The 18,759-nt window shown below is 71.2% G+C and carries 22 protein-coding genes and 3 tRNA genes; 7 read left to right on the top strand and 18 right to left on the bottom strand.

Annotation, left to right across the window (positions count from 1 at the left end; all coding sequences use genetic code 11):
• The 4 genes from BMW78_RS19880 to BMW78_RS19865 form a co-directional block, all read right to left on the bottom strand.
• The coding region (locus BMW78_RS19880) for an MlaD family protein (RefSeq protein ID WP_143056357.1) at positions 1-628 on the bottom strand (628 nt) is incomplete at its 3' end.
• A 3-nt stretch (positions 629-631) separates the two neighbouring features.
• Complete coding sequence (locus BMW78_RS19875; protein WP_091763248.1) at positions 632-1,459, bottom strand: MlaE family ABC transporter permease; 828 nt, start codon at positions 1,457-1,459, stop codon at positions 632-634.
• A 13-nt stretch (positions 1,460-1,472) separates the two neighbouring features.
• Positions 1,473-2,243, bottom strand: coding sequence for an MlaE family ABC transporter permease (locus BMW78_RS19870; protein ID WP_091763246.1), 771 nt, complete (start codon positions 2,241-2,243; stop codon positions 1,473-1,475).
• On the bottom strand, positions 2,240-3,292 hold the full coding sequence (locus BMW78_RS19865) for an ABC transporter ATP-binding protein (RefSeq protein WP_091763244.1): 1,053 nt from the start codon (positions 3,290-3,292) through the stop codon (positions 2,240-2,242). Before BMW78_RS19865 ends, BMW78_RS19870 begins: the two co-directional genes overlap by 4 nt.
• Before the next feature lie 109 nt (positions 3,293-3,401).
• Between BMW78_RS19865 and BMW78_RS19860 the strand changes: the two genes are divergently transcribed.
• Positions 3,402-3,938 (top strand): GNAT family N-acetyltransferase, encoded by a 537-nt coding sequence (locus BMW78_RS19860; RefSeq protein ID WP_091763242.1) that lies wholly within the window; start codon positions 3,402-3,404, stop codon positions 3,936-3,938.
• 127 nt (positions 3,939-4,065) lie between these two features.
• On the opposite strand, the gene rplL is transcribed toward BMW78_RS19860, so the two are convergent.
• The 7 genes from rplL to BMW78_RS19825 all read right to left on the bottom strand — a co-directional run bounded on the left by rplL (position 4,066) and on the right by BMW78_RS19825 (position 8,293).
• On the bottom strand, positions 4,066-4,455 hold the full coding sequence (rplL, locus tag BMW78_RS19855; protein ID WP_091763241.1) for a 50S ribosomal protein L7/L12: 390 nt from the start codon (positions 4,453-4,455) through the stop codon (positions 4,066-4,068).
• 85 nt (positions 4,456-4,540) lie between these two features.
• The gene (gene rplJ / locus BMW78_RS19850; RefSeq protein WP_091763239.1) at positions 4,541-5,164 is read right to left on the bottom strand and encodes a 50S ribosomal protein L10; all 624 of its coding nucleotides are present in this window, start codon (positions 5,162-5,164) and stop codon (positions 4,541-4,543) included.
• Between the two features lie 325 nt (positions 5,165-5,489).
• Positions 5,490-6,209 carry a 50S ribosomal protein L1 gene (gene rplA / locus BMW78_RS19845; protein WP_091763237.1) on the bottom strand — a complete coding sequence of 240 codons (720 nt, stop codon included), beginning with the start codon at positions 6,207-6,209 and terminating at the stop codon, positions 5,490-5,492.
• Positions 6,210-6,414: 205 nt separating this feature from the next.
• The gene (gene rplK / locus BMW78_RS19840; RefSeq protein WP_091763235.1) at positions 6,415-6,846 is read right to left on the bottom strand and encodes a 50S ribosomal protein L11; all 432 of its coding nucleotides are present in this window, start codon (positions 6,844-6,846) and stop codon (positions 6,415-6,417) included.
• A 66-nt stretch (positions 6,847-6,912) separates the two neighbouring features.
• Positions 6,913-7,797 carry a transcription termination/antitermination protein NusG gene (gene nusG / locus BMW78_RS19835; RefSeq protein WP_245736030.1) on the bottom strand — a complete coding sequence of 295 codons (885 nt, stop codon included), beginning with the start codon at positions 7,795-7,797 and terminating at the stop codon, positions 6,913-6,915.
• 74 nt (positions 7,798-7,871) lie between these two features.
• On the bottom strand, positions 7,872-8,141 hold the full coding sequence (gene secE / locus BMW78_RS19830; protein ID WP_091763233.1) for a preprotein translocase subunit SecE: 270 nt from the start codon (positions 8,139-8,141) through the stop codon (positions 7,872-7,874).
• Positions 8,142-8,220: 79 nt separating this feature from the next.
• A tRNA-Trp gene (locus BMW78_RS19825) sits at positions 8,221-8,293 on the bottom strand.
• Between the two features lie 266 nt (positions 8,294-8,559).
• On the opposite strand from BMW78_RS19825, the gene BMW78_RS19820 reads away from it, so the two are divergent.
• The 6 genes from BMW78_RS19820 to BMW78_RS19795 all read left to right on the top strand — a co-directional run bounded on the left by BMW78_RS19820 (position 8,560) and on the right by BMW78_RS19795 (position 14,849).
• The gene (locus BMW78_RS19820; RefSeq protein WP_091763231.1) at positions 8,560-9,864 is read left to right on the top strand and encodes an aspartate aminotransferase type Ic; all 1,305 of its coding nucleotides are present in this window, start codon (positions 8,560-8,562) and stop codon (positions 9,862-9,864) included.
• 145 nt (positions 9,865-10,009) lie between these two features.
• On the top strand, positions 10,010-10,516 hold the full coding sequence (locus BMW78_RS20960; protein WP_091763229.1) for a DUF5709 domain-containing protein: 507 nt from the start codon (positions 10,010-10,012) through the stop codon (positions 10,514-10,516).
• A 261-nt stretch (positions 10,517-10,777) separates the two neighbouring features.
• Complete coding sequence (locus BMW78_RS19810; RefSeq protein WP_245736028.1) at positions 10,778-12,064, top strand: MFS transporter; 1,287 nt, start codon at positions 10,778-10,780, stop codon at positions 12,062-12,064.
• Entirely contained in the window at positions 12,061-13,074 is a 1,014-nt protein-coding gene (locus tag BMW78_RS19805) for a TolB family protein (protein ID WP_143056356.1), read from the top strand. Before BMW78_RS19810 ends, BMW78_RS19805 begins: the two co-directional genes overlap by 4 nt.
• A gap of 31 nt (positions 13,075-13,105) precedes the next feature.
• Entirely contained in the window at positions 13,106-14,137 is a 1,032-nt protein-coding gene (locus BMW78_RS19800; RefSeq protein WP_091763222.1) for an adenosine deaminase, read from the top strand.
• A gap of 364 nt (positions 14,138-14,501) precedes the next feature.
• A complete protein-coding gene (locus BMW78_RS19795) occupies positions 14,502-14,849 on the top strand; it encodes a dihydrofolate reductase family protein (protein ID WP_245736034.1) in 348 nt (115 codons plus the stop codon).
• Between the two features lie 98 nt (positions 14,850-14,947).
• Here the strand turns inward: BMW78_RS19795 and BMW78_RS19790 are convergent, their stop codons facing one another.
• From BMW78_RS19790 to BMW78_RS19760, 7 genes are all read right to left on the bottom strand, one after another.
• A complete protein-coding gene (locus BMW78_RS19790; RefSeq protein WP_091763220.1) occupies positions 14,948-16,021 on the bottom strand; it encodes a UDP-N-acetylmuramate dehydrogenase in 1,074 nt (357 codons plus the stop codon).
• Positions 16,021-16,443 carry a MaoC family dehydratase gene (locus BMW78_RS19785; protein WP_091763218.1) on the bottom strand — a complete coding sequence of 141 codons (423 nt, stop codon included), beginning with the start codon at positions 16,441-16,443 and terminating at the stop codon, positions 16,021-16,023. Before BMW78_RS19785 ends, BMW78_RS19790 begins: the two co-directional genes overlap by 1 nt.
• A 2-nt stretch (positions 16,444-16,445) precedes the next feature.
• On the bottom strand, positions 16,446-16,892 hold the full coding sequence (locus BMW78_RS19780) for an FAS1-like dehydratase domain-containing protein (RefSeq protein ID WP_091763213.1): 447 nt from the start codon (positions 16,890-16,892) through the stop codon (positions 16,446-16,448).
• Between the two features lie 111 nt (positions 16,893-17,003).
• A complete protein-coding gene (gene rpmG / locus BMW78_RS19775) occupies positions 17,004-17,174 on the bottom strand; it encodes a 50S ribosomal protein L33 (protein ID WP_091763211.1) in 171 nt (56 codons plus the stop codon).
• A gap of 127 nt (positions 17,175-17,301) precedes the next feature.
• A tRNA-Met gene (locus BMW78_RS19770) sits at positions 17,302-17,375 on the bottom strand.
• Between the two features lie 32 nt (positions 17,376-17,407).
• A tRNA-Thr gene (locus BMW78_RS19765) sits at positions 17,408-17,480 on the bottom strand.
• 113 nt (positions 17,481-17,593) lie between these two features.
• Positions 17,594-18,757, bottom strand: coding sequence for an acyl-CoA dehydrogenase family protein (locus tag BMW78_RS19760; protein WP_091763259.1), 1,164 nt, complete (start codon positions 18,755-18,757; stop codon positions 17,594-17,596).
• Positions 18,758-18,759 lie beyond the last annotated feature (2 nt).

The raw sequence follows: 18,759 nt of genomic DNA, 5'->3' as shown, positions 1-18,759 counted from the left end.
CGAGCGCGTTCAAGGTGGCCGACAGCTTCTCCGGCTGCACCGTGCGCAGCAGCGGCAGCAGGTCGTCGAAGACCCGCTCGAGCTCGATGGCCACCTTCGTGCGGTCCTGGCCGATCACGTCACCGGCCCGGATCGCCCGCACGGTCCGCGCCCCACCGGCGCTCACGTCGACGTTCTCCGGCGGCACCAGGTCGACGTAGCGCTCACCGAACAGCGTCTTCGGCAGCAGCCGCGCGGAGACGTCGGCCGGGATCTGCGGCACCATCTCGGGCTTCAGCGCCAGCGACAGCACCGCACCCTTACCGGTGGTGCGGATGTCACGGACCTCGCCCACGATCAGCCCCCGCAGCTTGACGTCGCTGGAGGTCTGCAGCTGTGAGCCGATGCGGTCGGTCTGCAGCGACACCATCACCACGTCGGTGAAGACCTTCTTGAAGGACGCGATCGACACGCTGACCAGCGCGGCCACGACGAGGAGGAACGCGATGCCGTAGGCGCGGTCGCCGAGGCGCGAGACCCAGCCCCGCGCCGGGCCGACCCCCTGCTCGGGGTGCTGGGCGACCTGGGTGACCTGGAGGTGCTGGTCGGGGTGCTGTTCGGGCTGCTGTTCGGGCTGCTGTTCGGACATCGGCTACCCCGCGATCCGCACAGTCGTGACGGCGCCCCAGACGGCCAGCGAGAAGAAGAAATCGACGATGTTGATGGCCACGATCGAGGTGCGCACGGCCTTGCCCACCGCCACGCCGACACCGGCGGGGCCACCGGACGCGGTGTAGCCGTAGTAGCAGTGGATCAGGATGATCACCACCGCGAAGACCATGACCTTCAGGAACGAGTAGAGGATGTCCACCGGCGGCAGGAACAGGTGGAAGTAGTGGTCGTAGGTGCCCTTGGACTGGCCGAAGTACTCCGTGACGATGAACCGGGTCGCGCCGTAGGACGAGAGCAGCCCCAGCACGTACAGCGGGATCACCGCGACGAAGCCGGCGATCATCCGGGTGGTCACGAGGAACGGCAGCGAGGGGATGCCCATGACCTCGAGGGCGTCGACCTCCTCGGAGATCCGCATCGCGCCGAGCTGGGCGGTGAAGCCGCAGCCGACGGTGGCCGCGAGCGCGAGTCCGGCGACCAGCGGGGCGATCTCGCGGGTGTTGAGGTAGGCCGAGACGAAGCCGGTGAAGGCGCCGGTGCCGAGCTGGTTCAGCGAGGAGTAGCCCTGGAGGCCGACCTGGCTGCCGGTGAAGAAGGCGAGGAAGGCGATGACGCCGACCGTGCCGCCGATGACCGAGAGGGCGCCGGTGCCGAGGGAGACCTCGGCCAGCAGCCGGATGACCTCCTTCTTGTACCGGCGCAGCGTGCGGCCGCTCCAGGCGAGGGAGCGCACGTAGAAGCGCATCTGCTCGCCGAGGCTGTCGAGCGCCTCCACCGGGCGGTGGGCGAGTTCGGTTGCTCTGCTCATGTCGCTGCCCGCCTCAGATCTTCTGCGGGACGACTTGGAAGTAGATGGCGCTGACCACGAAGTTGACGACGAACAGGAACATGAACGTGATGACCACGCTCTGGTTCACCGCGTCCCCCACACCCTTCGGGCCGCCACCGGCCGTCAGGCCCTTGTAGGAGGCGACGACCGCGGCGATGAAGCCGAAGATCACCGCCTTGATCTCGCTGGTCCACAGGTCGGCGAGCTGGGCCAGCGCCGTGAACGAGGCGATGTAGGCGCCCGGGGTGCCGCCCTGGATGATGACGTTGAAGAAGTAGCCGCCCGCGACGCCCACGACGGACACCAGCCCGTTGAGGAGCAGCGAGACCAGCATCGCCGCCAGCACCCGCGGCACCACGAGACGGTGGATCGGGCTGATGCCGAGCACCTCCATGGCGTCGATCTCCTCGCGGATCTTGCGCGAGCCGAGGTCGGCGCAGATGGCCGAGCCGCCCGCACCGGCGATCAGCAGCGCGGTGACGATCGGCGAGGCCTCCCGGATCACGGCGAGGACGCTGGCGGCGCCGGTGAACGACTGCGCGCCGAGCTGGCGGGTGAGGGTGCCGAGCTGGAGGGCGATGACCGCGCCGAAGGGGATCGACACGAGCGCCGTCGGCACGATCGTGACCGAGGCGATGAACCAGCACTGCTGGATGAACTCCTTGGTCTGGAACGGCCGCCTCGGCAGGGCCCGGAGGACGTCGAGGACCAGGGCGAAGAGCGAGCCGCTCTGGCGCAGCGCGGCGACGGCGATGTTGCTCACGACAGCACCCCCTCGCGGTCCGCGCTCCCTGGGGCACCGGCCGCCGTCGCGCCGTCGGCCTCGGCGCCGGCGACACGGGCGGCACCGCCCTGGGCACCCCCACCGGTGAGGCCGGCGGTGTGCGACTCGAACGATCCGGGGGGCGGGGTGACGCCGTTGGCGCGGCACCACTCGCCCGGCGGGCGCTCGCCACGACGCGGGACGCCGTTGCTGGTCTTCAGCTGCAGCGGGATCGGCGGCAGCGGCGGCAGCTCCTGGCCGGACTCGGCCGCGAGCTCGTCGGCGTCCTTCTCCTCGGACATGCCGATCGGACCGATGGTCTGGGCGTTGAGGAACTGTCGCACGACGGGTTCCTCGGAGCTGAGCAGCATCTCGCGCGGCCCGAACATGGCGAGGTGCTTGTGGTACAGCAGCCCGATGTTGTCCGGCACGGTGCGGGTCGAGTTGATGTCGTGCGTGACGATGAGGAAGGTCGCGTCGATCTGCGCGTTCAGGTCGATGAACAGCTGGTTGATGTAGCTCGTGCGCACGGGGTCGAGGCCCGAGTCCGGCTCGTCGATGAGCAGGATCTCGGGGTCGAGGACGAGAGCGCGGGCCAGTCCGGCGCGCTTGCGCATACCGCCGGAGATCTCACCGGGCAGCTTGTTCTCGGCGCCCTGGAGACCGACGAGCTCCATCTTCTCCAGGACGATGTTCCGGATCTCCGACTCGCTCTTCTTCGTGTGCTCGCGCAGCGGGAAGGCGACGTTGTCGTAGAGGGTCATCGACCCGAACAGCGCGCCGTCCTGGAACAGCACCCCGAACAGCTTGCGCACCTCGTAGAGGTCGTGCTCCCGGAGCCGGGTCAGGTCGCGGCCCTCGATCCAGATCGAGCCGGCGTCGGGCTTGAGCAGCCCCACGAGAGTCTTGAGGAAGACGGACTTGCCCGTGCCCGAGGGGCCGAGCATCACCGAGATCTCGCCCGCGGGGAGGGTGAGGGTCACGTCGTTCCAGATCGTCTGGGACCCGAACCGCTTGGTCAGTCCCTCGACCCTGATCTCAACGCCCACTGCTCACCTCGTCGTGGTGGTGCTTGTGTTGCCCGCGAGGGCCCCGGTCTCGCGCTGCTCAACGAAAACGTGGGCGCGGGGTTACGGCCGGGACGGGCAGGATGGCCCGGTGCTCATCAGGCGAGAGACCTCCGACGACGTCCCTGCGATCCGGGCGGTGACCGCCGCCGCGTTCGCCACCGCACCGCACTCCGCTCCCCCGGTGGAGCCCGACGGGGCGCCGGGCGAGGCGACCCTGGTGGGGTGGCTGCGCGCGGACCCCGGCTGGGTGCCCGAGCTGTCGATGGTCGCCGAGGTCGAGGGACAGGTGGCCGGTCACGTCGTCTGCACCCGCGGCACGGTCGACGGCTCGCCCGTGCTCGGGCTGGGCCCGCTCAGCGTCGATCCCGCGCACCAGGGCTCCGGGGTGGGGTCCGCGCTCATGCACGCCGTGCTCGGTGCGGCCGACGCGCTCGGCGAGCCGCTGGTGGCCCTGCTCGGCGACCCCGGCTACTACCGCCGGTTCGGCTTCCGGCCCGCCTCGGAGGTGGGCATCACGGCGCCGGAGCCGGCGTGGGGCGACCTGTTCCAGGTGCGCACGCTCGCGGCATACGACCCTGCCCTCACCGGCACGTTCACGTATGCCGCGCCGTTCAGCCGCTTCTGAACCGCCCGCTGCGACTTCGCCTCCCCTCACCTGTAGTTCCCCCTCCCCCGGGAACGCCGGAAGGCGGGCCCGACCAGTGGTCGGACCCGCCTTCGCGGAGTTCGTGCTCCCTAAGAGGAGCGCGAGGTCACTTGAGGGTGACGGTGGCCCCGGCGCCCTCGAGGGCCTCCTTGGCCTTCTCGGCAGCAGCCTTGTCGACCTTCTCCAGGACGGGCTTGGGGGCGCCGTCCACGAGGTCCTTGGCCTCCTTCAGGCCGAGGGAGGTCAGCGCGCGGACCTCCTTGATGACCTGGATCTTCTTGTCGCCAGCAGCCTCGAGGACGACGTCGAACTCGTCCTGCTCCTCGGCGGCAGCGGCCTCGCCGCCACCGGCGGGGGCGCCAGCGGCCGCAACGGCAACCGGGGCCGCAGCGGTGACGTTGAAGGTGTCCTCGAACTGCTTCACGAACTCGGAGAGCTCGATGAGGGTCATCTCCTTGAAGGCCTCAAGGAGCTCGTCGGTGGAGAGCTTCGCCATGATGGGCGTCCTTTCTTCTGTTTCGTATGCCGTGAGTGGCGGTTTTCGTTGGTCGAGCCGGCTCGTCGGGGTCACCCCGCCGAAGTCAGCTCTCGTCGCCACCCTCGGCGACGTCTGCGGTGGCCTCGGCCGCGGGGGCCTCGTCCGTGGTCTCCTCGGCAGCCTCGGCGGCGGGGGCGGCCGCAGCCGGACCCTCCGTCTCGACCTTCGCGCGCAGCGCGTCGACCACGCGAGCGGTCTGCGACAGCGGCGCGGCGAAGAGGTAGACGGCCTGGCTGAGGGACGCCTGCAGGGCGCCAGCCAGCTTGGCCAGGAGAACCTCGCGGGACTCGAGGTCCGCGAGCTTCGTGATCTCCTCGGGGGTCAGGGTCTTGCCGTCGAGGACGCCACCCTTGATCACGAGGAGGGGGTTCGCCTTGGCGAAGTCACGCAGGCCCTTGGCTGCCTCCACCGGGTCGCCCTCGACGAAGGCGATGGCGGAGGGGCCCTGGAGCTGGCCGTCGAAGGCCGTGACTCCGGCCTCCTTGGCAGCGAGCTCGGTCAGCGTGTTCTTCACGACGGCGAAGGTCGCGTTGCCGCGCAGCGAGTTGCGCAGGTCCGTCAGCTGCTTCACCGACAGACCGCGGTACTCGGTCAGCACAGCCGCGCCCGAGGTCCGGAACTTGTCCGTGAGCTCGGCAATGGCGGCAGCCTTCTCAGCTTTTGCCATGCGGGGCCTCCCTTCCGTAAAGAGCGACCACACGGCGAGGGCCCACATGAAGAAAGCCCCGGCGCAGGGCACGGGGCGACCGGCACGTCCATCGGTGTGAGCCGGATGGAGCCGGTTGGAACGTGGCCTGCGCTGGTTGCCCGCTTCGCGGGACCTTCGGTCGTGCACCCACGGGGGGCACGCGACAACCGAGCGGTCTCTGGTCAGGGTCCACAGTACGGGCCGAGGTGCACCGACTCCAAATCGGTCCTCCCGCCCCTCGTCACCGACCAACGCCAGAGCCCGCCACCCCGAGGGGCGGCGGGCTCTGGCGTGCGGTGGTGGGTCAGGCCGAAGCCTCCTCCTCCACCAGCAGGTTGCGGGTCTTGGAGAAGTCGAGCGGGATGCCCGGGCCCATCGTGGTGGTGAGCGTGGCCTTCTCGATGTAGCGGCCCTTGGACGCCGACGGCTTCAGACGCAGGATCTCGTCGAGGGCGGCCGCGTAGTTCTCCACGAGCGCCTTCTCGTCGAAGGAGACCTTGCCGATGATGAAGTGGAGGTTCGCGTGCTTGTCGACGCGGAACTCGATCTTGCCGCCCTTGATGTCGGTGACGGCCTTGGCGGTGTCCATGGTGACGGTGCCGGTCTTCGGGTTCGGCATGAGGCCGCGCGGGCCGAGGACCTTGCCGAGGCGACCGACCTTGCCCATCATGTCGGGGGTCGCGACGACGGCGTCGAAGTCGAGCCAGCCGCCGGAGACCTTCTCGATCATGTCGTCGGAACCGACGAAGTCGGCGCCGGCCTCACGAGCGGCCTCGGCCTTGTCGCCGTTGGCGAAGACCAGGACGCGGGCGGTCTTGCCCGTGCCGTTCGGCAGGTTGACCGTGCCGCGGACCATCTGGTCGGCCTTGCGCGGGTCGACCCCGAGACGCATGGCGACCTCGACGGTCGCGTCGTACTTGGTGCTGGAGGTCTCCTTGGCCAGGCGCACCGCGGCGAGCGGGGCGTAGACCTTGGAGGAGTCGATCTTCTCGACAGCGGCGCGGTACGCCTTGCTGCGCTTCATTTCTGCTCCTTGGGGTGGTGGTGGAGTTGTGGTGAACGGACCAGCGCTGGTCCTGCCACGGTCCCGGTATGCCGCGTGAGGCGGCATACCGGGGAGGCTCGTCAGAGCCCTGTGTTCAATTGTCGCTGTTCCTCGGCGGTCCGGGCCTCCCTCGCTGGCGCTCGGTCGGGTCCGCCCACGCAGAGCGTGGGACCCACCGCCTTCGTCACAGCTCCGTGTCGATGCCCATCTGGCGGGCGGTGCCGGCGATAATCTTCATGGCGCCGTCGATGTCGTTGGCGTTCAGGTCGGGCATCTTCTGCTCGGCGATCTCGCGGACCTGGTCCTTGCTCAGCTTCGCGACCTTGGTCTTGTGCGGCTCGCCGGAGCCCTTCTGCACGCCAGCGGCCTTCTTGATCAGCTCAGCGGCCGGCGGCGTCTTGGTGATGAAGGTGAAGGAGCGGTCCTCGTAGACCGTGATCTCCACCGGGATGACGTTGCCGCGCTGGGACTCCGTCGCAGCGTTGTACGCCTTGACGAACTCCATGATGTTGACGCCGTGCTGACCGAGGGCCGGGCCGACGGGCGGGGCCGGGGTGGCCGCACCGGCCTGGATCTGCAGCTTGATGAAGCCGGAGACCTTCTTCTTGGGGGGCATTGCTGTCCTTCGCTGGTTGTGGGCCCACGCCTACGGGCGATGACCCGGTTGCAGTGCCTCGCTCGGTCAGATCTTGGCGACCTGGTTGAACGAGAGCTCGACCGGGGTCTCCCGGCCGAAGATGGAGACCAGAACCTTGAGCTTCTGGGTGTCGGGGTTGATCTCGGAGATCGTCGCCGGGAGGGTCTCGAACGGGCCCTCCATGACGGTGACCGACTCGCCGACCTCGAAGTCGACGACCGCGGCCTCGCGGGGCTTGCCCGCGCCACCGGCGCCACCACCGGCGGCACCGGCAGCAGCCGGGGCGCCGAGGTCGGCCGGGGCCAGCATCGTGAAGACCTCGTCGAGGCTCAGCGGCACCGGCTGGTGCGCGTTGCCCACGAAGCCGGTCACACCCGGGGTGTGCCGCACGGCGCCCCACGACTCGTCGGTGAGGTCCATGCGGACCAGGACGTAGCCGGGCATCCGCACGCGGCGGACCAGCTTCTTCTGGCCGTTCTTGATCTCGGTGACCTCTTCCATCGGCACCTCGGCCTGGAAGATGTAGTCCTCCATGTTGAGGGAGGCGATGCGGTTCTCGAGGTTCGCCTTCACGCGGTTCTCGTAGCCCGCGTAGGAGTGGATGACGTACCAGTCACCGAACTGGCTGGCGAGCTTGTCCTTGAACTCCTTGACCGGGTCCGCGGGGGCCTCGTCGACGGAGGTCTCGTCCGCGGTGGTCTCGTCGACGAAGGACTCGTCCGCGACGGCCTCGTCAGTCGTGGCCTCGGCGGCGACGAACTGGGGGGCAGCCGGGTCCGCGGCCTCGTCGGTGGTGTCGGCCTCCGTCATGTCGGCAGCCTCTGGGGCGCCAGCGGCGTCGGCCTCGGTCTCGGGGGTGGCGACGTCCTCGACGGACTGCTCAGTGCCGGCGGCGACCTCGTCGCTCTCGGTGGTCCACTGGTCGGACACGCTGATGACCTACTTCCTTGGAATGTGTCGCCGGGTCGTGCTGTCCCGGTTCGGCGGTGGTGAGCCCCGGCGGGCTAGCCGCCGAAGAGCCACAGGACGAGCTTGGTGAAGCCGAAGTCCAGCGTGGACACAAGGGCCATCATGAACACCACGAACACGATCACGACGATCGTGTAGTTCACCAGCTCCGAGCGGGTCGGCCGGACGACCTTGCGCAGCTCGTCCAGGATCTGGCTGACGAACAGGCTCAGCGACCGGAAGAACCGGGAGAACGGGTTGCCACGACGGTCGCGCTTGCGACTGGCGCGGCCCGAGTCGCGCGTCTCCGCGCTCACGTCCGTCACGATTCCTCTTCTCGCTGGCTCGTCACACTGTGGGTGTACTGCTGTGTTGCTGTACTGCTCGTCAACGTTCTGCTACTCGCAGGGCAGGAGGGACTCGAACCCCCAACCGCCGGTTTTGGAGACCGGTGCTCTACCAATTGAGCCACTGCCCTACGGAACTCGCCAAGGGGGCGGCAGGTTCCGGATGGTCGACCCTACCTCCATCCGAACGCACCGCGGGCACGCCGGAAGCATGGCTGAAGTCAACCGAGGATGAAGCATACGTGACGTCAAGGCCCGGATGCGAACTCGCCGCCCGGGGCGCCTGCAGAGCCGCGGCGGCGGGCCCGCCGGGCGGCTCCCAGGCCGGCGAGGCGCACGGTGACCGCGCTCCGGACACGGCGGCACGGCATACCGGGCGCTCTGCGACCATTGACGGGTGACCGAGCAGACCGCCCCCGCCAGCCACACGCCCGTCGCCGAGCTCGCCCCGGAGCAGCTCGAGGCCTTCGCCCAGGAGCAGCGCACCGCGTATGCCGCCCTGCGCGAGAAGGGCCTGAAGCTCGACCTCACCCGCGGCAAGCCGGCGCCAGCGCAACTCGACCTCGCCGAGGAGCTGCTCGCCCTTCCGCACGGCCACGTCGACGCCAGCGGCACCGACGTTCGCAACTACGGCGGCCTGCAGGGCCTGGCCGAGCTCCGGGCGATCTTCGCCGAGCTCCTGCACGTCGAGCCGTCCCAGCTCGTGGCCGCCGGCAACTCGAGCCTGACGCTGATGCACGACTGCCTGGTCGACCTCCTGCTGCACGGCGGGGTCGACTCCCCCCGCCCGTGGTCGCAGGAGGAGAAGATCACCTTCGTCTGCCCGGTGCCCGGCTACGACCGCCACTTCGCGATGCTCGAGCACTTCGGCATCGACATGGTCACCGTGCCCATGCGCGAGGACGGCCCGGACGCCGAGGCGGTGGCGCGCCTGGTGGCCGACGACCCGAGCGTCAAGGGCATGTGGATCGTGCCGACCTACGCCAACCCGGCCGGTTCGGTCACCACGCAGGAGGTCGCCGCCCGGCTGGCCTCGATGGAGACCGCCGCACCCGACTTCAAGATCTTCTGGGACAACGCCTACGCCTTCCACCACCTGACCGCCGACGAGGCCAAGAGCGCCGACATCCTCAGCCTCGCCTCCGCCGCCGGGAAACCGCACCGCCCGCTCGTGTTCGCCTCGACGTCGAAGATCACGTATGCCGGCGCCGGCGTCGCCTTCCTCGCCGCGTCGCCGGAGAACGTGGCCTGGCACCTCGGCCACCTCGGCAAGCGCTCCATCGGCCCCGACAAGGTCAACCACCTGCGGCACGCGCAGTTCTTCGGCTCCGCCCAGGGCGTGCGCGACCACATGGTCCGCCACCGCGAGGTCATCGCGCCCAAGTTCGCCGAGGTCGAGCGGGTGCTCAGCGAGCGCCTCGACGGCCTGGGCATCGCCAGCTGGACCCGGCCGAAGGGCGGCTACTTCGTCAGCCTCGACGTGCTGGACGGCACCGCGTCCCGCGTCGTGGAGCTCGCCAAGGACGCCGGCATCGCGCTCACCCCGGCCGGCGCCTCCTTCCCCTACGGCAAGGACCCCGGCGACCGGAACATCCGGCTGGCCCCGACCTTCCCCGTGCTGGCGGAGGTCACGGCCGCGATGGAGGCCGTGGCGACCTGCGTGCTGCTGGCCGCCGCCGAGTCCCTCCAGCGGAGGGGCTGACCGGGCGCTGCCCCTCGGCTGGAACAAGGGCCTCCGGCTGGAAGCAGGCCCGGCAGTGGAAGAAGGTCCGGCCGGGGAAGAAGGCCGGGCGGCCTGAGGCCTTGGTCCCTTTGCGCCCTGCGGCGACCCGGCAGAGACTGAACGCATGAGCGATCAGCCAGGACGCGAGAGCATCGAAGACGACATCGCCAGCTACAGCGTCGACGACGAGGGGCAGCTTCAGCCCTACGACACCCTCGACCAGGACGACGTTGCCGACGAGCTCGACCGCGGCTACTCCCCGCCGGAGAAGCCCCGCGGTGTGGACGCCTTCGGCACCACCGTGGAGGAGCAGCGCCAGGGCGAGAACCTGGAGCAGCGCATCCGGCAGGAGGAGCCCGACCCCAACACCGCCTACGGCGCGCCGGACAACGAGAGCGGGCTCGACAACGAGGACGAGGACCGGGTCGGCGGCGACGACCCCGACTCCATCGCCGCCGAGGACGACTTCATCGGCGACGCCGAGGTCGGCGACGCGCGGGCCGGCCGGCTCGTGGCCCCCGACGAGGGCGCGCACGAGGACGTCGACCACGAGATGGTCGGCCGCGACGTCGGCGTGAACGGGGCCGCGGCCTCGGCCGAGGAGGCCGCCATGCACATCATCGACGAGTAGGAACGCGCAGCCGACGCACCCACTTCCGGCACTTCCGGCGGATCGGGACGAACCGCCGAACCCCTCTCCGACGACGGGGCCCGAACCTAGACTCAGGTGTCACGGTTCGGGCCCCGTCAGCGTCCGCAGGGAGGGGGCGCCCAGGTGTACATGACCGACCGGCCGCGCGCGGACGCAGCTGCAGCCGGCCAGGGAGCATCCCTCCGCCGCAACGGGGTGCGGAGCCGGCCGAGGGGCGTGCGCAGTCGGGTGGGCACTCCCGTGGGCAGCACGGTCGTGCTGCTCGGCCTGGTCAGCCTGCTCACCGACGTCTCCTCCGAGGCCGTCTCGGCGGTGCTGCCCCTCTACCTCACGGCGGTGCTCGGCCTCTCCCCGCTCGCCTTCGGCTTCGTCGACGGCCTCTACCAGGGCGTCAGCGCCGTCGTGCGCATCCTCGGCGGCTGGCTCTCCGACCGGGCCGACCGCCCGAAGTGGGTCGCCTTCGCCGGCTACGGCCTCTCCGCCGTCACCAAGGTCGCCCTCCTCGCGGCGCAGGGCCTCGGAGCCGTCACGGCGGTGATCACGGTCGACCGGCTGGGCAAGGGACTGCGCACGGCGCCTCGCGACGCGCTCATCGCCGCCTCGACGCCGACGGCCACCCTCGGCCGCGCCTTCGGGATGCACCGGGCACTCGACACCACCGGGGCGGCGATCGGCCCCTTGCTCGCCTTCTCCATCCTGTGGCTCGTACCCGGCGACTACTCGGCGGTCTTCGTCGCCTCCCTCGCGGCAGCGGTGATGGGTCTCGCCGTCCTCCTGCTGCTGGTGCCCGACCTGCGCCCCCGCCGCGACCGGATGACCACCGCAGCAACCGCGACGTCAGCCGCAGCTGCGGCCCCAGCTGCAGCCCCTGCGGCCGCACCCACCCCGCCGTCGCTGCGGCTGCTGCGCCAGGGACGGTTCGGCCGCCTCATGCTGGCCGCCGCGGTGCTCGGTGTGCTCACCATCAGCGACGGCTTCCTCTACCTCTCCCTCGCCCGCCGCGACGACCTGGCGGCGACCTGGTTCCCCCTGCTGTTCGTCGGCACCAACGTCGCCTACCTCGCCCTCGCCGTGCCGCTCGGCCGGCTCTCCGACCGCTGGGGTCGGGCGCGCGTGCTCGTCGGCGGCCACCTGCTGCTCGTCGGCGCCTACCTGTGCGCGGCCGGACCGGTGGGCGGCCTGCCCGCGACGCTGGCGTGCCTCTTCCTCCTCGGCGCCTTCTACGCCGCCACCGATGGCGTGCTGGCTGCCTTCACCGCGACGCTCGTGCCGCCGGAGGTGCGGGCCAGTGGCATCGCCACCACCCAGACGGTGGTGGCGGCCGCGCGCTTCGCCTCCTCCGTCGGCTTCGGCTCTCTGTGGCTGTGGCTGGGTCGAGGACCTGCCGTGTATGCCGTGGCCGCGGCCCTCGTGGTCGCCGTGCCCCTGGCCTGGTGGCTGCTGCGGGGCGTGGAGCGCCCGACCCCGGGCCTCGCCTCCGCCGCGATGCGCCCACGGGACGTGGGCGACACAGGGGCCGGCGCATGAGTGCACGCGCCCGGCTGGTGGCCCTCGTCGTCGTCTGCCTGCTCGCCCTGGGCGGCACCGCGGCATACGTGCTGGTGGCCCGGGACGGGCAGCGGGAGGCGGCGGCCGCCGCCCCGGCCCTGCCGGCCGTGTCGGTGGCCAGCCTGCAGGACGAGCCGCGCATCGTCTTCCGCAACGCCGCGATCGGGCCCGACTACGGCAAGGTGGCGATGGTGCCGCTCTCGGACCCGGGCGGTCCCCGAGCCGTCACCGGGCAGTCCTGCGACCGCGTGTTCGCCACCTCCACACGCACCCTGTGCCTGGGCTCGGACGGGGGCGCCGGCACGACCTGGAGGGCCACCGTCACCACGCGCGGCGAGGCGTCGCCCCGCCGGCTGCCGCTGACCGGCACCCCGAGCCGGGCCCGGCTCTCCCGCGACGGCAGCCATGCCGCCACCACGACGTTCGTCGCCGGCGACTCCTACACCGCGACCGGCTTCTCCACCCGCACCGTCATCACGACGCTCGCCGACGGCAGCGGCAGCGACCTCGAGGACTTCCGCCTCGTGCACCGGGGCCGCACGGTCCGGCCGGCCGACCGCAACTTCTGGGGCGTGACGTTCGCCGCCGACGGCGACACCTTCTACGTGACGGCGTCCTTCGGGAAGCAGAACTGGCTGGCCCGCGGCAGCCTGTCGCGGCGGACGCTGACCACCCTGCGCGCCGACGCCGAGTGCCCCTCGCTCTCCCCCGACGGGACCCACGTCGCCTACAAGAAGCGGCAGGACCGGCGCGCCGGCGACTGGCGGGTGGCCGTGCTCGACCTCGCCAGCGGACGGGAGACCGTGCTGCCCGGCGGCCGCAGCGTCGACGACCAGGTCGAGTGGCTCGACGACCGGCAGCTCGTCTACGGCCTTCCCGGTGACGGCAGCAGGGCGGCCGAGACCAACGTCTGGGTCGTGGCCGCCGACGGCACCAGCCAGCCGAGGGTGCTCATCGAGAAGGCGTGGTCGCCCGCCGTGGTGCGCTGAGCCGCGCCGGCCGGGATGACAGACTGCGGGCATGCCGCGTCCGGTGACCGCGCTCCCCAAGGCGCACCTGCACCTGCACTTCACGGGCTCGATGCGCGTGGAGACCCTGCGCGAGCTCGCCGACAAGCACGGCATCAGGCTGCCCGACTCGCTCCTCGCGGCGTGGCCGCCGCGGCTCAGCGCCCGTGACGAGCGCGGGTGGTTCCGCTTCCAGCGGCTCTACGACGCCGCGCGCGCCTGTGTGCGCGACGAGGACGACATGCGCCGCATCGTGCGCGAGGCCGCCGAGGACGACACCGCCGAGGGCTCCCGGTGGCTGGAGATCCAGGTCGACCCGACGTCCTACGCGCCGTTCGTCGGCGGCATCACCCCCGCCCTCGAGATCGTGCTCGACGAGGCCCGCGCCGCCTCCGCCCGCGGTGGCGCCGAGGTCGCCGTCGTCGTGGCGGCCAGCCGGATCCGCCACCCGCTCGACGCGCGCACGCTGGCCCGGCTGGCGGCGCAGTACGCCGGCGAGGGCCCCGGCACGGTGGTCGGGTTCGGCCTGAGCAACGACGAGCGCCGGGGCGTCACGCAGGAGTTCGCGCACGCCTTCCGGATCGCCCGCCACGCGGGGCTCGCCCTGGTGCCCCACGCCGGTGAGCTCCTCGGACCCACCGCCGTCGAGGCCACCCTGGAGTCGCTGTGGCCCGACCGGCTCGGCCACGGCGTGCGCAGCGCCGAGGACCCGCGCGTGCTGGAGCTGGTCGCCGAGAGCGGCGTCGCGCTCGAGGTGTGCCCCCTCAGCAACGTGGCGCTCGGCGTCTACGGCAGCCCCGACGAGGTGCCGCTGCGTGCCATCGTCGACGCCGGCGTGCCCGTGGCCCTCGGTGCCGACGACCCGCTCCTCTTCGGCTCCCGCCTGGCCGCGCAGTACGAGGCCGCCCGCGAGGCGCTCGGCTTCGACGACGCCGGCCTCGCCGCCCTCGCCCGGGGTTCCATCGAGGCCAGCCGGGCTCCCGAGGGCACCCGCAAGGCGGCGCTGGCCGACGTGGACGCCTGGCTGGCCGCCGCCCCCGCCTGAGCCGGAACATCTCGCCGGGCCTGCACCGGTGACCCCGTCCCAACCGATGACAACCGCGGGCGCCGCCGGTCTAGCGTGGTGACGAGGCGCACCGCCGACCCCGCCGACCCCCGCCGACCACGCCCACCCCGCCGACAGAAGGAGCACGCCATGGGCCGCATCGTCTCCAACTTCTTCATCTCCTTCGACGGCGTCGTCGAGAGGCCCGACCAGTGGCACTTCCCCTACTTCGACGACGCCATGGGCAAGGTCGTCGAGTCGGGGATGGAGACCTCCCGCGCCTTCCTCATGGTGCCACACCCTCTACCGGGAGTGGTCGGAGTACTGGCCGCAGCAGGGCGCCGAGGTCCCCTTCTCGTCCTTCATCAACAACCACCCGAAGTACGTCCTGTCCCACCAGGCCTTCGACCCGACGTGGCAGAACACCACCGTCATCACGGGCCCGGACGACGCCGCGGTCGCCGACCAGGTGAGGGCCCTGAAGGACCGGGTGGACGGGGACATCGCCATGTCGGGGTCGGCCACCACCGTGCGCTGGCTCATCGCACAGGGCCTGCTCGACGAGCTGGCCCTGCTCGTGCACCCCATCGCGGTCGGCAGCGGGCAGCGACTCTTCGAGGGCACCGGCACGGTGCCCCTTCGCCTCCTGTCGAGCGACACCCTGCCGACGGGCGTGCTGCACCTGCGCTACGCGGTGGACTACGCCGGCTGAGGGCAGTGCTGCCGGCTCCGGCTGACGACAGCGGCAGGTGGGCCGGTCGTCAGAGGGCGTGCACCCTCAGCCTCACAGCTGATGGCCCACCCTGAGCCTCACAGTTGATGGGCCACAAACACCGGCTCGTTGACCAGCGACACCCCGAAGGCCTCCCGCACCCCGTCGCGGATCTCCCGCGCCAGCGCGGCGACGTCCGCGGCCGTGGCCCCACCCCGGTTCGTGATGGCCAGGGTGTGCTTGGTCGACAGGGCCGCGGGCCCGGGCAGGCCGTAGCCCTTGCCGAACCCCGCCTTGTCGATGAGCCAGGCGGCGCTGGTCTTGATGTTGCCGTCGGGGTCGGCGAACCGGGGCGGCACCGGCCCGTCGGCACCGAGGCGCTGCGACGCGCGCTCCTCCAAGGCCGCGAACTGCGGCACGCCGAGGATCGGGTTGGTGAAGAAGGAACCGCACGACCAGGTGTCGGGATCGTCGGGGTCGAGCACCATGCCGCGGTTGCGCCGCTGCTGCAGCACCGCCTCGCGGGCGTCGGTGAGCGCCACCCGGGCGCCGGTCTCCACGCCGAGCTGGCGGGCCAGGTCGGCGTACCCGATCGGCTGCGACAGGTCACCCGGCATGAGCTGGAAGAGCACGTCGAGCACGACGAACCGCGAGTGGCCCTTGAAGATCGAGTGCCGGTAGGTGAACGCGCAGTCGAGGTTGCTGAACGTGCGCACGCGCTGCTCGTGGCGGTCCCAGGTGCGCACCGAGGCGATGGTCTGGGCGACCTCCTGGCCATAGGCCCCGACGTTCTGCACGGGGGTGGCGCCGGTGCAGCCCGGTATGCCGGACAGCGCCTCGATGCCGGACCACCCCTCGGCGACGGCCCGGGCGACGAGGCCGTCCCAGCTCTCACCCGCGGCGACCCGCACCATGACGCCGCCGCAGAGGTCGGCGGACTCGACCGCCACCCCGGACGTCGCGACGCGCACGACCGTGCCGGGGAAGCCCTCGTCGGCCACCACGAGGTTGGAGCCGCCGGAGACGACCAGCAGCGGCTCGTCGGCGTCGTCGACCTCGCGCACGGCGTCGACCAGCTCGTCGGTGGTCTCCACGGTGACGAGCCGGGCCGCCGGGCCACCGACCCGCATCGTCGTCAGCTCGGCGAGCGGGACGTCGTGCTCCTCGCGCATCAGTCGAGCTGCACGACGGCGGTGCAGCGCCCGAGCACCTTCTCGCCGCCGCAGGTGGTGGTCACGTCGACCACGGCCCGCCGGGTCTCCTCGTCGACCGACCTCACCACGCCGGTCACCTCGACCTCGGCGCCGTCCTGGGGCACCACCACCGGCTTGGTGAACCGGGTGCCGAACTCGACGACTCGTCCGCCGTCACCGGCCCACTGCTCGACGACCGCACCCGAGGCGCCCATGGTCCACATGCCGTGGGCGATGACGTCGGGCAGGCCGACCGACTTCGCGAAGTCCTCGTCCTGGTGGATGCGGTTGTGGTCACCGGAGGCGTGGGCGTAGGCCACCAGGGCCTCACGGGTGACCGGGATGGTCACGGGGCCGAAGGTGTCGCCGACGGCGGTCCCACTCAGGCTGCGCGGAGCCATGGTCACTCCCCTCCCCGGACGACGATGGTCGAGGTCGAGGTGCACAGCGGCTCCCCGTCCGTCGTGGCGAGCTCGGTGCGGGTGGTGACCATCGAGTGGCCGCCCGCAGCCCGCACGCCGTCGACCGTGAGGGTGCCGAGCACCGTGTCGCCGGCCGTGATGGGCCGGTGGTGGACGAACCTCTGCTCGCCGTGCACCACCCGGGAGAAGTCGATCCCCGCCTCGGGGTCCTCGATGAGCTGTCGGTCGCACTGCTGCGCCAAGGTCACCGCGAAGGTCGGCGGCGCGATGACGTCGCGGTAGCCGGCGGCCCGGGCCGCCTCCGTGGAGGTGTGCACCGGGTCGGTGGAGCCGATCGCCGCGGCGAACGCGGCGATGCTCGCCGCGTCCACGGCATACGGGCCACTGGGCGGGTAGGTGCGCCCCGCGAACTCTGCGTTGACGGACATGGCGACCACTCTATGGGGCGACGGCGAACCCGCGACAAAGCCGCCCGGCCCACGACAAAGCCGCCCGGGACCGAGGGGTCCGGGGCGGCTGTCGACGCTGCTGGGGTGCGGTCAGCGGGTCTCGCGGTGCACCGTGTGGCGGCCGTCGCGAGGGCAGAACTTCTTCATCTCCAGACGGTCGGGGTTGTTCCGACGGTTCTTCTTGGTGATGTAGTTGCGCTCCTTGCACTCCGTGCACGCCAGGGTGATCTTGGGGCGGACGTCTGCGCTCTTGCTAGCCACGGGGCAACCTGCTCTCGAGATGACACGGGTGAAAACTGTCGGGGGCCGCTGCGGCGAGGCGCGGCGACACAACAGGGTACGCGACCCCAGGGCTGTTTCTGAAATCGTCGCCCTGACTTCGCGGCAGTAGCGGGGGCGGGCATCGATCCCGCGACCTCACGATTATGAGTCGTGCGCTCTAACCATCTGAGCTACCCCGCCTCGGGGCGCGGCGCCGGTGGGCGCCTTCCCAGAGCCCCCTGTCGGAATCGAACCGACGACCTTTTCCTTACCATGGAAACGCTCTGCCGACTGAGCTAAGGGGGCCTTCCACGAGCCCGCCGAGGCGAGCGCGTGAGTGCGTCGGGAAGACTACACGGACACCGGCTCACAATTGAAATCGGGCCGTCCGTGCTCCCCCGAAGGGGTCCTGCCGGCCGTCAACGGAACGCCGAGACCCCGGTCAGGGCCTGCCCGACCACCAGGGTGTGCATCTCGACGGTGCCCTCGTAGGTGAGCACCGACTCGAGGTTGTTCATGTGGCGGATCACGGGGTACTCCAGCGAGATCCCGTTGGCGCCCAGGATGGTTCGCGCCGTCCGGCAGATCTCGAGCGCCTCGCGGATGTTGTTCAGCTTGCCGAGGCTGACCTGCTCCGGGCGCAGCGTGCCGGCATCCTTGCGGCGGCCCAGGTGCAGGGCCAGCAGGAGGCCCTTGGTGTACTCCAGCGCCATGTCGGCGAGCTTCTGCTGGGTGAGCTGGAAGCCCGCGATCGGCCGGCCGAACTGCTCGCGCTCCATGGCGTAGCGGCGGGCGGCGTCGAGCGAGGACCGGGCCGCGCCGAGGGCGCCCCAGACGATGCCGAAGCGGGCCTCGTTCAGGCAGGAGAGCGGGCCCTTGAGCCCTCGCACCTCGGGCAGCACGGCGTCGGCGGGGAGCCGCACGCCGTCGAGCACCAGCTCGCTCGTGACCGACGCCCGCAGCGACAGCTTGTGCTTGATCAGCGGTGCGGAGAAGCCAGGGGTGTCGGTGGGCACGACGAAACCGCGTATGCCGCCGTGCTCCTCGCCGGCGTTGGCCCAGACCACCGCGACGTCGGCGATGGACCCGTTGGTGATCCACATCTTGCGACCGTCGAGCACCCAGTCGTCGCCGTCCCGGCGGGCCCGCGTGCGCATGGAGCCGGGGTCGGAGCCGTGGTCGGGCTCGGTGAGGCCGAAGCACCCGATCGCCTCGCCCGTGGCCATCCGCGGCAGCCACTGCTGCTTCTGCTCCTCGCTCCCCCAGCGCCAGATGGCGTACATCGCGAGCGACCCCTGCACCGAGACCAGCGAGCGCACCCCCGAGTCGGAGGCCTCCAGCTCGAGGCAGGCCAGGCCGTACTCGGTCGCGCTCATCCCGGCGCAGCCGTAGCCCTCGAGGTGCATGCCGAGGAGGCCGAGCGAGCCGAACTCCCGGGCCAGGCCGCGGATGTCGTCGATCTCGCCCCGCTCGAACCAGTCGGCGACGTAGGGGTCGACGAGCTTGTCGCAGAGCTGGCGGACCGAGGCCCGGACGGCCTTCTCGTCGTCGGTCAGCAGGTCGTCGATGCCCGCGAGGTCCATCG

It is taken from the genome of Pedococcus cremeus (assembly GCF_900111375.1).
Lineage (GTDB): Bacteria > Actinomycetota > Actinomycetes > Actinomycetales > Dermatophilaceae > Pedococcus_A > Pedococcus_A cremeus.
Note: the sequence above shows the minus strand (reverse complement) of the source record. Positions and strands in the feature narration are given on the sequence as shown.